The sequence below is a fragment of the Xenorhabdus thuongxuanensis genome, assembly GCF_001908095.1.
Lineage (GTDB): Bacteria > Pseudomonadota > Gammaproteobacteria > Enterobacterales > Enterobacteriaceae > Xenorhabdus > Xenorhabdus thuongxuanensis.
This window is the reverse complement of record NZ_MKGR01000018.1, coordinates 1-14,534: the sequence shown is the minus strand read 5'-3', so window position 1 is coordinate 14,534 and position 14,534 is coordinate 1. Positions and strand designations below refer to the sequence as shown.

General features: G+C 45.4%; 13 protein-coding genes. 10 read left to right on the top strand and 3 right to left on the bottom strand.

What is annotated here, in order from left to right:
• From accB to acuI, 3 genes are all read right to left on the bottom strand, one after another.
• Positions 1 to 459: an acetyl-CoA carboxylase biotin carboxyl carrier protein gene (accB, locus tag Xentx_RS12185; RefSeq protein ID WP_074020504.1), complete on the bottom strand. Its 459-nt coding sequence runs from the start codon at positions 457 to 459 to the stop codon at positions 1 to 3.
• Between the two features lie 27 nt (positions 460 to 486).
• Positions 487 to 939 carry a type II 3-dehydroquinate dehydratase gene (gene aroQ / locus Xentx_RS12180; protein WP_074020503.1) on the bottom strand — a complete coding sequence of 151 codons (453 nt, stop codon included), beginning with the start codon at positions 937 to 939 and terminating at the stop codon, positions 487 to 489.
• A 155-nt stretch (positions 940 to 1,094) separates the two neighbouring features.
• Positions 1,095 to 2,069, bottom strand: coding sequence for an acrylyl-CoA reductase (NADPH) (gene acuI, locus Xentx_RS12175; protein ID WP_074020502.1), 975 nt, complete (start codon positions 2,067 to 2,069; stop codon positions 1,095 to 1,097).
• Positions 2,070 to 2,656: 587 nt separating this feature from the next.
• On the opposite strand from acuI, the gene mreB reads away from it, so the two are divergent.
• The 10 genes from mreB to Xentx_RS12125 all read left to right on the top strand — a co-directional run bounded on the left by mreB (position 2,657) and on the right by Xentx_RS12125 (position 14,384).
• A complete protein-coding gene (gene mreB / locus Xentx_RS12170) occupies positions 2,657 to 3,700 on the top strand; it encodes a rod shape-determining protein MreB (protein WP_010847922.1) in 1,044 nt (347 codons plus the stop codon).
• A 108-nt stretch (positions 3,701 to 3,808) separates the two neighbouring features.
• The gene (mreC, locus tag Xentx_RS12165; RefSeq protein ID WP_074020543.1) at positions 3,809 to 4,810 is read left to right on the top strand and encodes a rod shape-determining protein MreC; all 1,002 of its coding nucleotides are present in this window, start codon (positions 3,809 to 3,811) and stop codon (positions 4,808 to 4,810) included.
• On the top strand, positions 4,807 to 5,295 hold the full coding sequence (mreD, locus tag Xentx_RS12160) for a rod shape-determining protein MreD (protein ID WP_074020501.1): 489 nt from the start codon (positions 4,807 to 4,809) through the stop codon (positions 5,293 to 5,295). Before mreC ends, mreD begins: the two co-directional genes overlap by 4 nt.
• Positions 5,296 to 5,373: 78 nt before the next feature.
• The gene (locus tag Xentx_RS12155; protein ID WP_074020500.1) at positions 5,374 to 5,961 is read left to right on the top strand and encodes a Maf family protein; all 588 of its coding nucleotides are present in this window, start codon (positions 5,374 to 5,376) and stop codon (positions 5,959 to 5,961) included.
• Positions 5,958 to 7,427, top strand: coding sequence for a ribonuclease G (rng, locus tag Xentx_RS12150; RefSeq protein WP_074020499.1), 1,470 nt, complete (start codon positions 5,958 to 5,960; stop codon positions 7,425 to 7,427). Before Xentx_RS12155 ends, rng begins: the two co-directional genes overlap by 4 nt.
• A 108-nt stretch (positions 7,428 to 7,535) precedes the next feature.
• Complete coding sequence (yhdP, locus tag Xentx_RS12145) at positions 7,536 to 11,348, top strand: AsmA2 domain-containing protein YhdP (protein WP_074020498.1); 3,813 nt, start codon at positions 7,536 to 7,538, stop codon at positions 11,346 to 11,348.
• The gene (gene nit1 / locus Xentx_RS12140) at positions 11,345 to 12,193 is read left to right on the top strand and encodes a deaminated glutathione amidase (RefSeq protein ID WP_074020497.1); all 849 of its coding nucleotides are present in this window, start codon (positions 11,345 to 11,347) and stop codon (positions 12,191 to 12,193) included. The genes yhdP and nit1 overlap by 4 nt, the downstream gene beginning before the upstream one ends.
• Before the next feature lie 18 nt (positions 12,194 to 12,211).
• A complete protein-coding gene (gene tldD / locus Xentx_RS12135; protein ID WP_074020496.1) occupies positions 12,212 to 13,657 on the top strand; it encodes a metalloprotease TldD in 1,446 nt (481 codons plus the stop codon).
• Positions 13,658 to 13,696: 39 nt separating this feature from the next.
• Positions 13,697 to 14,110, top strand: a complete 414-nt coding sequence (locus tag Xentx_RS12130; protein ID WP_074020495.1) for a ribonuclease domain-containing protein — start codon at positions 13,697 to 13,699, stop codon at positions 14,108 to 14,110.
• 4 nt (positions 14,111 to 14,114) lie between these two features.
• Positions 14,115 to 14,384 carry a barstar family protein gene (locus Xentx_RS12125; protein ID WP_074020494.1) on the top strand — a complete coding sequence of 90 codons (270 nt, stop codon included), beginning with the start codon at positions 14,115 to 14,117 and terminating at the stop codon, positions 14,382 to 14,384.
• Positions 14,385 to 14,534 lie beyond the last annotated feature (150 nt).

Here is a 14,534-nt window from a genome sequence, read left to right as displayed (position 1 = left end):
TTATTCGATGACGACCAGTGGCTCGTCGAATTCAACAGGTTGACCGTCTTGAACCAGAATCGCTTTCACTACGCCAGTTTTGTCAGCTTCGATCTGGTTCATCATTTTCATCGCTTCAACGATGCACAGGGTTTCTCCCTGATTAACATGCTGGCCAACTTCAATGAAAGGTTTCGCATCTGGGCTTGGTGAACGGTAGAACGTACCAACCATCGGAGAGCGAACCGTGTGACCGCTAATTTCAGCAGGTTTATCAGCGGCGACTGGCGCTGCTACTGGTGCAGCGGTCTGCACTGGCTGCTGAGCAGGTGCAGAAATATATTGCTGAGTAACAGGTATTGCCGTGGCTGTCGTTACCCTGCTGATGCGTACTGATTCTTCACCTTCAGAAATTTCCAGTTCAGAAATGCCAGATTCTTCAACCAGCTCGATCAATTTTTTTATCTTACGAATATCCATGAGTGTGGTTCCGTACTTTTAAGTCAATTAGTTGGATGTTGACAAGCGGTTGACCGCTGCCTGTAATGCGAAACTATAACCATCCGCCCCTAATCCGCAGATGACGCCTACTGCAATATCGGAAAGATATGAGTGGTGGCGGAATGGCTCGCGGGCATGCACGTTGGAAAGGTGAATCTCAATAAATGGGATATCTACCGCCAGAAGTGCGTCGCGCAATGCCACGCTGGTATGCGTGTATGCCGCAGGGTTGATTAAAATAAAATCCGTATTGCCCCGCGCAGAATGAATTCTCTCAATCAGTTCAGATTCTGCGTTGGATTGCAGATGGGATAATTCAGCCCCCGATTGCTGAGCTTCTTTTGACAGTCTGTTAACGATATTATCAAGCGTTAACTTGCCGTAGGTTTCTGGCTCTCGTGTTCCCAACAGGTTCAGGTTAGGACCATTCAAGAGTAAAATGCGAAACTTGTCTGCCATTGTGCGGGTATCTCCGGCAATCTGTCAACAATCGACCAAGATAACTCGATGTCAACGATTTGTCATCTCTTTCTGATATCTAGAATTGTAAATTTGACGATAAAGCCCGACATTATAAACATATCGTGGCATTTAGCAGCTAAATACTGGTCTTATCAGCGCAATTTCACGACTGTTCTGCCCGTAATTTGATTGTTTATCAACTTATTGGCGTATTCGGGCACTTGATCTAATGTAATTTCATTAGCTACTTGCTGATAAAAGGAATCTGGCAGTAGCTCTTGCAAACGCTGCCAAATAGCAGGGCGTTTCAAAGCAGGGACAGTGACAGATTCCACACCCTGTAAACGAACATTACGCAGAATAAACGGCATTACGCTCGTGGATAGTTGGCTATCACTTGCCATGCCACAGGCGGCTACTGTACCGTTGTAACGCATTTGTGCCAGCAAGGTAGCCAATATTGTGCCACCAACGGTGTCTATCACACCGGCCCAGCGCTGTTTTTCTAATGGACGTGATGGCTGGTTGAAATCACTGGTGGGCAAAACCACTTTTGCCCCCAGTGAGATCAGGTAATCTTGACTATCGGGTTTACTGCTAATCGCAGTGACGGAATAGCCCAGTTGTGACAGCAAAGTTATTGCCGTACTGCCAACACCACCACTGGCTCCCGTCACAGCAATTTCTCCGCTTTCAGGTGTGACGCCCCCTTGTTCTAACGCCATAACACATAGCATGGCAGTAAAACCAGCCGTGCCGATGATCATCGCTTGTCGGGTACTTAATGCGTACGGCAGGGGGGTCAGCCATTCGCCAGATACTCTCGCTTGTTCTGCCAGTCCACCCCAGTGCGTTTCTCCCACGCCCCAGCCAGTCAGCACAACATGCTGTCCGACGTGAAAACGGGGATCTTCGGAATGATGGACAACACCAGAAAAATCGATCCCCGGCACCATCGGAAATTGGCGGATAATCTTCCCTTTGCCGGTGATAGCAAGGGCATCTTTGTAATTGAGTGTTGACCAATGGATATCAACGACCACATTACCCGATGGCAATTGAGATGCATCAATATGTTGAATAGATGCTGATAATGTTTCGTGTTGTTCCAGTAATAAAGCTTTCATGATCATCCTCTCTTGATAGGTATCTATCTGACATTATTACCTGTTTAGCATTACCACGGTTCTGGTATTACCACAATTTGGCATCACTGCAATTTGTATCATTACAATTTTGCGTTACTACAATATAGATAAAACCTGATGTACTGAAATGGGCAGGCAACAATGTTGTGATATCTCACCAAATTCATCTATTGTTTTTATAATTAATGAACTATTTCGCTTTGGGACTTTCTTTATTTGGTGATTACTTTTGATAACGTATTTATCAGCATCACATAACTACAAAGATTGGGAATATCTCTGGGGTTGTCGTCTCCCAATATGCACTATAATGTTGGTTTTTTGGTGTATTGGGTGGTTTTAGGGGCAGTGATGGGATTATTGGTGAAATTAACTCATTTTTATTCAGTTTTTTTCTGCTCCGTTAGAGAAAAGTAACGTAGAATATCGTGTTTCTGATATGAATAACGTAGCCACTTTTATTGAAGTAGTAAAAGTAGTTAATTATGCGCCTTGTCGCTGCTTCATGTGGTTGGTAGAGTAGACGGACAATCTCCGTCCCCAGCTTGCAGGATTATCCTTTCGTTATGTTAAAGAAATTTCGTGGCATGTTTTCCAACGATTTGTCCATTGACTTGGGTACTGCCAATACCCTTATTTATGTCAAAGGCCAAGGAATAGTATTGGATCAACCCTCTGTCGTTGCTATTCGCCAAGACAGAGCCGGTTCTCCAAAAAGCGTTGCAGCAGTAGGGCTGGAAGCAAAACAGATGCTGGGACGTACCCCGGGTAATATTGCAGCTATCCGTCCCATGAAGGATGGGGTTATTGCTGATTTTTATGTTACCGAAAAGATGCTACAGCATTTTATCAAGCAGGTTCACAATAACAGTTTCATGCGCCCAAGTCCGCGCGTGTTGGTCTGTGTGCCTGTTGGGGCGACGCAAGTTGAGCGTCGCGCCATTCGCGAATCCGCCCAAAGTGCAGGAGCTCGGGAAGTATTTTTAATTGAAGAACCCATGGCGGCGGCTATCGGTGCTGGTTTGCCAGTTTCCGAAGCAACGGGTTCAATGGTCGTTGATATTGGTGGGGGAACCACTGAAGTTGCTGTTATTTCCCTTAATGGGGTTGTTTATTCTTCTTCTGTACGTATTGGTGGTGACCGTTTTGATGAAGCCATCATCAACTACGTTCGTCGCAATTATGGCTCCCTGATTGGGGAAGCAACGGCAGAGCGCATCAAACATGAAATTGGTTCTGCCTATCCAACAGATGAAGTGCGTGAAATTGAAGTACGTGGCCGTAACCTTGCCGAAGGTGTACCGCGCAGCTTTACTCTGAATTCCAATGAAATTCTTGAAGCTCTGCAAGAACCATTAACGGGTATTGTGAGCGCTGTAATGGTCGCCTTGGAACAGTGTCCACCAGAATTGGCTTCTGATATTTCTGAACGAGGTATGGTGCTGACAGGTGGTGGTGCGTTGCTGCGTAATCTTGATCGTTTACTAATGGAAGAAACCGGAATTCCTGTCATTGTTGCTGAAGATCCACTGACCTGTGTTGCCCGTGGTGGTGGCAAGGCATTGGAGATGATCGACATGCATGGTGGCGATCTGTTCAGCGAAGACTGAAAGTAACTCTGCGAGCTGGGAGGTAAACGTGTTTTATTGGGGCCTCCTTGCTGATTGTTCCAGAGTTTTATCATTTACGAAACAACGCAGCCCGACAATACGCCATTTATGAAGCCGATTTTCAGCAGAGGGCCTTCTCTGCAACTACGACTCTTTTTTGCTATCATCGTTGCCATTATTTTGATGGTGGTAGACAGTCGCCTTGGTGTTTTCAATAAAGTCCGTAGCTACATGGATACGGCTGTGAGTCCTTTTTACTTTCTTGCCAACGGACCGCGTCAGTTTTTGGACGGTATCTCAGAATCTCTCATTAGCCGTAATCATCTGGAGCTGGAAAATAGAACCCTGCGTAATGAATTGCGTTTACAGGACAGTAAATTGTTGCTGTTGGGGCAACTGAAACAAGAAAATTCCCGTTTACGTGAATTGCTGGGGTCGCCTTTGCGTCATGATGAGCACATGATGGTATCGCAGGTGATTTCCGGAGGAATGGATCCATATCGAGATCAAATTGTCATTGATAAAGGGATGAGAGATGGTGTGTACGAGGGGCAGCCGGTTATCAGTGATCGAGGTGTAGTGGGGCAAGTGACTGCCGTGAGCCAGTTAAGCAGCAGGATATTGTTGATTTGCGATCCCTCTCATGCCATTCCTGTGCAGGTATTGCGTAATGACATTCGTGTTATCGCGGGTGGAGCAGGGTGTATGGACGATCTCCTACTAGAACCTTTACCAAGTGATACTGACATCCGCGTAGGGGATGTATTGGTGACATCAGGGCTGGGAGGGCGTTTTCCCGAAGGTTATCCTGTGGCTGTAGTTTCTTCTGTCAAAATTGATAACCAGCGGGCTCATGCGGTAATTCGTGCTCGCCCATTAGCTGAATTACGGCGCTTGCGCTATTTACTACTATTGTGGGGGGGGGATAATGATCCATCTGAGCCATTACCACCTTCGGAAGTCTACCGCGCTGCCAATGAACGTTTGATGCAGATGTTACCACAGGTGTTGCCAAATCCATCAAATGAGACACCACAGTTGCTGGCACCAAAATCAGCAGAAGCGTCAGCGGAAAAACCGACATTACCAGCTACAGGAAATCGTCAATGAGCCAATACTATAGCCAAGGACTCTGGGTCATTTGGTTATCTTTCCTGATTGCAATAGTGCTACAAATTATGCCGTGGCCGGAGCAGTTTTTTATGTTTCGGCCTACCTTATTGATGCTATGCTTGGTTTATTGGTTGCTTGCGCTTCCCCATCGCGTTAGCGTTGGTACTGGCTTTGTATTGGGAATTATTACTGACCTGTTGCACGGAAATATTTTGGGAGCACATGCTCTGGCATTTAGCATTATCAGTTTCCTGGTCGTTTTCAAATTCCAGCTTATCCGTAATATGGCGCTTTGGCAGCAAGCCCTAGTTGTGGTCGGGCTTTCGACATTGATGAACCTCTGCGTCTTTCTGATCCATGCTCTGTTACTAAAGACCCTCTTTCATCCAGAAGTGTTCTGGAATGGGGTGGTCAATGGTATTCTCTGGCCTTGGCTATTCTTGCTAATGCGGAAAATCCGTCGTCAATTTTCAGTCCGTTAAAGTGGGTTCCTGTATTTAAAAGGCAAAGATATACAACAAAAAATAGCTGATGGTATAGACTCCTAAGGATTATTCGCGATGAAAACCATTTATTTAGCTTCTGGCTCCCCAAGACGGCGTGAGCTGGTGGAATTATTGGATTTTAACTTTGAAATCCTGGCATCTCAGGTCGAAGAAAAATGGCGTGAAGGAGAATCTCCACAGCAATATGTTACTCGATTAGCCAGAGAGAAAGCACAGGCTGGCGTAGCCATTGCACCACACGATTACCCCGTTCTGGGGGCTGATACCCTTGTTGTATTGAATAACCAAATATTGGAAAAACCCAGAAATCAGCAACACGCTGCGGAAATGCTTAGTGCTTTGTCTGGTCAGTGCCACCAAGTCATGACGGCTGTTGCTTTATCGAACAATCAGCATACCTTGAGTGAGATAGTCACTACAGATGTGATATTCCGCCAGTTGTCCCAATGGGAAATACAGGAATATATTGCAACTGGGGAACCAATGGATAAAGCCGGCGCTTATGGCATTCAAGGTAAAGGTGGTTGTTTTGTCAGAAAAATTAACGGCAGTTACCACGCTGTTGTCGGCTTGCCACTGGTGGAAACGTATGAATTAATCACACGATTTTTAGCGTTAGCTGATGGGAAGGAGTATTCATGACAGCAGAGTTATTAGTCAATGTAACACCATCCGAAACGCGGGTTGCTTATATTGATGGCGGTATTTTACAAGAAATTCATATTGAGCGGGAAGCTAAAAGGGGCATTGTCGGAAACATTTATAAAGGGCGTGTGAGTCGGGTTTTACCGGGTATGCAGGCAGCCTTTGTGGATATTGGGTTGGAGAAAGCGGCTTTTTTGCATGCTTCGGATATTGTGCCCCATACTGAGTGTATTGCCGGCGAAGAACGGAAGAATTTCCATGTTCGGGATATTGCTGAATTGGTGAGTCAGGGGCAGGATTTACTTGTTCAGGTAGTGAAAGATCCTCTGGGGACAAAAGGTGCCCGTTTGACAACGGATATTACCTTACCGTCACGTTATTTGGTGTTTATGCCAGGTGCATCGCATGTTGGTGTTTCACAGCGCATAGAGAGCGAAGAAGAGCGTGAGCGCCTAAAAAGCATCGTCATGGGGTATTGTGATGAGCATGGGGGTTTTATTATCCGCACGGCCGCTGAAGGGGTAGGAAAAGAAGAACTGGCACAGGATGCCGCGTTTTTAAAGCATCTGTGGAGTAAAGTGATTGAACGTAAGAAACGCAACATCACCAAAAATAAGGTATATGGTGAATTAGCACTGGCACAGCGTGTTTTACGTGATTTTGTTGGTGCTTCCCTTGATCGCATTCGAGTCGATTCCCGCCAAACATTTCTCCAATTGCAGGAATTTATTGATGAATATATTCCTGAAATGAACGCTAAACTGGAACATTATCAGGGAAATCAACCAATATTTGATCTGTACGACGTGGAAAATGAAATTCAACGGGCGCTGGAACGTAAGGTGGAATTAAAGTCAGGCGGCTATTTGATCATTGATCAGACAGAAGCTATGACAACAATTGATATTAATACTGGTGCTTTTGTTGGGCATCGCAATTTAGAAGAGACTATCTTTAATACTAATATCGAAGCAACACAGGCAATCGCCCGACAATTAAGGCTCCGTAATTTGGGCGGTATCATTATCATTGATTTTATTGATATGAGTAATGAAGAGCACCGACGCCGTGTATTAGCTTCTCTGGAACAGGCATTAAGCAAAGATAGGGTGAAAACAACCATTAATGGTTTTTCACAATTGGGTTTGGTTGAAATGACGCGCAAGCGCACACGGGAAAGTATCGAACATATCTTGTGTGATAATTGCCCAACGTGTCAGGGACGTGGCACGGTAAAATCCGTCGAAACCGTCTGTTATGAAATCTTGCGTGAAATTGTACGTGTCAATCGCGCAATTAATGCTGATCGTTTTCTGGTTTATGCCTCGTCAGCCGTAAGTGAAGTCCTGAAAGGGGATGAATCCCACGCATTGGCCGAGGTGGAGATTTTTGTAGGTAAACAGGTCAAAGTGCAGACAGAACAGCGTTACAGCCAGGAACAATTTGACGTCATTATGATGTAACACAAGTAGTTAATTTGTAAGAGCTAGTTTGTAAAAGCTAGCCTGTAGAAGAAGGTTCATAGAAAACTAGCTGGCAGAGAAATAGCGCTGGCAATCAAGGAGAAATGCGTGAAGCGACTGCCGGAGATACTATTAGCGACAGCCGCAATAGTCATTATCATTGTGGCTTTGCTTGTCAGTGGATTGCGTTTCTTCCTGCCACACATCAATGAATATCGTCAGCAATTAGTAGAAAGAATTGCTGACGTAACAGACATTCCTGTCAATATTGGCTACATAAAAGGTCATTGGGAATCTTTTGGTCCTAGTCTGGAAATCCGTGATATCAGTGCGAAAACGGCAGATGCCGATATTCATGCCAAAAAGGTCATACTTTCTTTGGATGTTTGGCGCTCACTTTTACAACGGCGTTGGCATTTTCGTGATCTGTCCTTTTACCAGCTTCAGATAAATTACGATAAGGCTCTGTTTGGAGACGATGGCGAAAATAGGTTTTCTCAGCCAGATAGTCTTTCTACCTTGTTTCTTGAACAATTCAACCAGTTTGATTTGCATGACAGCCGATTGACCTTTTTGACGCCATCTGGTGAAAAAGCTGATTTGCTATTACCTCAGCTAACATGGCTGAATAAAGATAACCGACATCGGGCACAAGGCAGCGTGAGCCTCTCTTCGATTAATGGGCAAGAAGGTGTTGTTCAGGTGAAGCTTGACCTGAAAGATAGCGATGGGATTCTGGATAATGGCACAGTTTATTGGCAGGCCGATGACATCGACATGCGACTGTGGTTAAGCCGTTGGTTAAGGGATCATACAGGGTTGGATAATGCCCATTTCAGTTTAGCTAGTTGGATTACCTTGAAGAATGGACAGATTGATAGTGGACGTTTGCAGCTTAGGCGCGGTGGAGCCAATTGGCATGTCGGAAATGAAAAACATCAGCTTGAAGTGCGTGACTTCCTTGTGCAGATGCGTCGTCAGGATGATGGCTGGTTGTTTGAAGTGCCAAATCTGGCAAGCCTGAAAACTGATGAGCAACGGTGGCCTGAAGGGAAGCTCGCGACGCTGTATGTTAAGCAGTCACAGCAATATCAGGGTAATGATCACTGGCGTATTCGTGCCGAGAATATTCAGCTTGAATATTTAAACGGGGTATTACCGATACTCTCTTTTGTGACGCCGGATACTGTTAAGGATTGGCAGCATCGGCAGCCGAAGGGGGTGATTGACAATTTTGCCCTCGATATCACACCAGCGCTTCCCGATGATATGGGAATTCGCCTGAAATGGCGGAATGTAAGCTGGTTACGCTGGAAGGAACTGCCTTCAATCAACCATTTCAGTGGCAGGTTAGAAGGTAATAAGCAGTGGGGAAAGCTCAATTTTGCATTAAAAAACAGCACCATTGATTATGGCAATATGTTTCAGGCTCCGCTTGAGATTGCCAGCAGCGAAGGGCTGGTATCTTGGCAAAATGATCAAAATGGTCTGGAAGTATGGAGCCAAGGGCTAGATTTGCAGGCCAAGTCGCTGTGGCTCAATGGGAATTTCCATTACCTAAAACCCCACAACAAACCCCCTGTTTTGGCCATATTAGCTGGAATTCGCGTCAATGACTTGGGTGAAGCTTGGCGCTATTTTCCCAAGCCACTGATGGGGGAATCTCTGACCGACTATTTGACCGCTTCTTTGATTAAGGGAAAGGTCGATAATGCGACCTTGGTTTTTCATGGTGATCCTCATGATTTCCCGTTTAAACAGAACAATGGTCAATTTCAGGTATTTGTACCGCTGCGCCATGCCACCTTTCAATATCAACCCGATTGGCCGGCTTTGTTTGATTTGAATATCGATCTGAATTTCCAGAATAACGGATTGTGGATGCTGGCACCGAAAACGCATTTGGGAAAAGTCGAGGCGACTCACGTTTCAGCAGTGATCCCAGATTACGGCAAGCATAAGCTGTTTATTGACGCTGCACTCTCTGGAGATGGGAAGAGTATTCATGATTATTTTAACCATAGCCCGATGGCAGGCACGATTGGTAGCGCACTAGAGAACTTACAGCTTAGTGGCAGGGTGGATGGAAAACTCCATATGGATATTCCCTTGCAGAATGGGAAAGTTGTGGCAAGCGGAGAAGTGGAGCTGAAAGATACCCATCTGTTCATTAAACCATTAAATAGCGAAATGGCGCATCTCAATGGCAAATTTCGCTTTGACAATGGCAATTTAAAAAGTGAGACATTATTTGCTAATTGGCTAGGAAATCCCTTGTCCCTGAAGTTTTCTACCCAAGACTTGCCAAAACATTATCAGGTCGATGTGAAACTGGATTCACATTGGGCGGCGAAGGCATTACCGGAACTTCCTGCGGAGATTCGCAAACAACTAACTGGAACGCTGAATTGGCAGGGGGACGTTAATGTAACGCTACCTTCTGGTGACACAAAGAGTGATGTGAAATATCGTATTGCAGTTAATGCAGATTTGTCACATTTGAACAGTAAATTACCAATACTGGACACAGAATCTCTGAGGGAATGGAATAAGGTTAATCTCCATGCAGAAGGTGATATGAACCAGCTCCAGATCAAAGGATTAATAGGCAAGCGATATGCATTCAATACCCAGTGGAGGCTGGAAGAAGCTCATGCCAAATTGCAGCGGGGTATTTTTAATATAGATCGTGATGGGATACCTGAACTGCCGAAAAAATCGTTGTTGGCATTAAAATTGCCTGTCATTGATGGTGAAAAATTATTGGCGTTGTTTGCACTTTCGCATTGGAAGCCATCGGAAAAAAAGGGTTTTCTGTGGCCAAATGTATTTGAAATTTCATTGCCTGCACTGGATATTGCTGGGCAGCGTTGGAATCAACTCACATTCAATGTCATGCAACAAAACGGCGAAGTAACTGTGAGTGCAAAGGGGAAAGAGATTAATGGCAACCTTCTGATTACAAAGCATAAGCCGATGCAGGCATTAATCAATTATCTTTATTACGATCCCCTGCTTGCGACAGATTCATCTAACGATAACAAAGGGTTAATGTCAGATAAGGCTCCAGTGCCCCATTATGCTTTGAACAGCTGGCCTGCATTGGATGTCAAATGTGCAGAATGCTGGGTTGCTGGCTTAAAACTCGGTAAAGTATCTGGATCGATTAGGCCAGAAGGTGATTCTTTGACTTTGACCAATGGGCAAATGGAAAACAGTACTGGAAACTTGACATTATCTGGGCGTTGGTATGAAAACCATATCGGAAGTTATAGCCATATCAAGGGGCAGTTATCAGGAGAAAAATTCGATGATCTGGCCGCTTATTTGGGCTTTATCGTCCCAATTGTGGATGCGCCTTTCAAATTTGGTTTCAATTTGAAATGGCAAAATGCTCCATGGCAGCCAGATCTCAAGACACTGAATGGCACGCTGACTGGAAATATGAAAAAAGGTGCTATCGCCAAATTGGGAGGTGGCAGGGCCGGGCAATTATTCAGGCTGATCAGTTTTGATGCGCTGTTGCGTAAATTACAATTGGATTTTAGCGACACATTCAGTAATGATTTCAACTTTGATTCCATTCGTGGTGACGCAACGGTAAAAAATGGTGTTGTGTATACCGATAACTTTCTCATCGATGGATTGGCAGCGGATATTAATGCTACAGGACGGACAGATTTAGTTCATCGCCAGATCGATATGACACTGGTCATTACACCAGAAATTTCGACAACGGTGGGAGTTGCAACGGCCTTTGCCGTCAATCCTGTGGCTGGTGCGGCAATTTTTGCCGCGACAAAAGTTCTGCGGCCTCTATGGAGCAAGATATCGGTGATTCGCTATCGGTTAACGGGCAGCCTCGAACAGCCTAAAATTGATGAAGTTTTACGTCAGCTTAAGGAGAATAAAGGGCCATGAAAAACGTCAATGTTGCTCTTTTACAATTATGCAGTGGAACGAATGTCAAACACAATTTAGCGCAAATTGAACAGCAGATTAAGCAATTACCAGAGACAGTAAAACTGGTTCTGACACCAGAAAATGCCCTGTTATTCGCTGATGCCGATGCCTATCGCGCACATGCAGAAACGCAGGGAAGTGGGCCATTGCAACAGGTCGTGAGCGAAATAGCACAACGTTACGGTGTTTGGCTGTTGATTGGCTCTATGCCGCTTATCAGTCGGGAAGATCCCACTCGTATCACCAGCAGTAGTTTGCTGTTTGATGATCAAGGCGAAATCCGTGCACGTTACGACAAAATTCACATGTTTGATGTCAATATTAACGATGAACACGGTGCCTATAATGAATCCACGATTTACCAGCGTGGGGAACATATTACCGTTGTTGATACACCCGTTGGTCGCCTGGGGATGACTATCTGTTATGATCTGCGTTTTCCAGGACTTTTTCAGGCATTGCGTGAACAGGGGGCAGAGCTTATTTCCGTTCCGGCTGCTTTCACCCGTTTGACAGGTAAGGCGCATTGGGAGCCACTGCTGAGAGCCCGTGCTATCGAGAATCAATGTATTATTTTGGCACCTGCACAAGTTGGTGTACATGGCACTCGCAGGACATGGGGACACACAATGGCGGTAAGTGGCTGGGGAGAAATTATCAAGAAAAATTCTCTGTCTGTCAGCGCATTGCAGCTTAATATCCGTCGGGATAGTTTGGTTCACATGCGTGAGCAGATAAAAGTGGTGAAACACAATCGCTTCCGTCCACAACTGACTTCTTTGATAAAAAAGAATACAGATTAAGATAAAAGAGTAATCAATATGAGTTTAACTTATGTCAGTGAACATTTACTGGCTGCTAATAATTTGAATCATCAAGACTTATTTTCGGTATTGAGCCAATTGGCGGAACGGCGTCTGGACTATGCCGATCTCTATTTCCAATCCAGTTATCATGAAACATGGGTATTGGAAGACCGCATCATCAAAGATGGCTCCTATAATATCGATCAAGGTGTGGGCGTTCGCGCAGTCAGTGGAGAAAAAACAGGTTTTGCTTACGCAGATCAAATCACATTGAATGCGTTACAGCAAAGCGCTCAGGCTGCGCGCAGCATTGTGCGGGAAGCGGGTAATGGCATTTCGCATACGTTAGGTGCCGTGACGCATAAGGCACGTTATCCGGCAGCTGATCCTTTGCAGAGCATGAGTCGGGAAGAAAAAATTGCATTGTTGCATCGTGTTGATCAAATTGCACGTGCGGAAGATCCCCGTGTACAAGAAGTGAGTGCCAGCCTGACTGGTGTTTATGAGCAGGTGTTGGTGGCGGCGACAGACGGTACATTGGCAGCAGACATACGCCCATTGGTACGTCTTTCTGTCAGTGTATTGGTGGAAGAAGATGGTAAGCGTGAGCGTGGCGGCAGTGGTGGTGGTGCTCGTTATGGTTACGAATATTTCCTGCGCACCGAAGATGGTCAGGTTCTGGCAGAGCAGTTTGCTCGTGAAGCGGTTCGCATGGCACTGGTCAATTTATCGGCGGTTGCAGCACCTGCGGGCACTATGCCCGTCGTATTAGGAGCTGGATGGCCGGGAGTTTTGCTGCATGAAGCGGTGGGGCACGGTCTGGAAGGGGATTTTAACCGTCGTGGTACTTCTGTTTTCTCTGGTCAGGTTGGGCAAAAAGTGGCCTCAGAGCTTTGTACCGTAGTAGATGACGGTACACTTGAAGGGCGCCGTGGTTCACTGGCTATTGATGATGAAGGCGTTCCGGGGCAATACAATGTACTGATCGAAAATGGCATTTTGAAAGGCTACATGCAGGATAAACTCAACGCTCGCCTGATGGGTGTGGCTCCGACGGGTAACGGTCGCCGTGAATCCTATGCACATTTGCCGATGCCACGTATGACCAATACTTACATGCTGGCGGGGAATTCTACACCAGAGGAAATTATCGCCAGTGTGGATCGTGGGCTATATGCACCCAATTTCGGTGGCGGTCAGGTAGATATCACATCGGGTAAATTTGTTTTTTCAACCTCGGAAGCCTATTTGATTGAAAACGGTAAAATCACCAAGCCAGTAAAAGGTGCGACCTTGATTGGTTCTGGTATTGAAGCCATGCAGCAAATTTCAATGGTTGGAAATGATTTAGCTCTCGACAAAGGTGTGGGTGTCTGCGGTAAGGAAGGCCAAAGTGTACCTGTGGGTGTTGGACAACCGACTTTGAAACTGGATAACCTGACCGTAGGTGGAACAGCCTGATAATTTCTTGGGTAATAGAACGCATAACTTGAGGTCATCATGAAAAAGAGTATTCTGGCGGCGGTATTATTGGTTCTGGCCGTCATATATACCGCCTTTTCCCACTCAGAGAAAGAACAGATTGATGTTCTGACTGAGCAGACCCGTGTTGCGAACTACCTGCGCCAGCATCACACATTACCAGACTATTACATTACGAAGAAACAGGCTCGTCGCTTTGGCTGGAACGCTCGTGCAGGTAATTTATGTGAAGTGTTGCCGGACAGGGCAATCGGTGGTGATAAATTTTCCAACCGTGAGAATAAATTACCGACAAAATCCGGTCGCCACTGGTTTGAAGCAGATGTAAATTATCGGTGTGGACACAGAGGAAGTGACAGATTGCTCTATTCTAATGATGGCCTTATTTATCTGACGGTTAATCACTACAACAGTTTTACCCGACTGGAGTAATGATATGAAAAAGGTGGAATTCGATTTTAGCCAGCTCCCTGATTTGAGCGCTTTCTATGGTGAATTCAAAGAGCGCTTCGATCTTAGGGATGATTTTGGTGCCAACTTGGATGCACTGTGGGATGCAGTGACTGGCTATATTCAGTTACCCGTTGAGATTAATTTTATCCACTTAACCCCGCAAAAAAGAACACGCTTTTCGGCATTAGTATTGCTGTTCGAAGAAGCCGAAGAGGAGCTGGAAGGGGAATTGCGGTTTAATGTGTTAGATTGAGTTTTCTCTTCTGTTGGTATTCCTTAAGCCGCTTGCGATGATGCAGGCGGCTTTTTATTATGGCTTTAGCCAGTTTAAGATGCGTTAGCTTCTTAAACATAAAACCATATATGGACACCGACTCAATGCAAGTGGGCAACCTATTTTTCT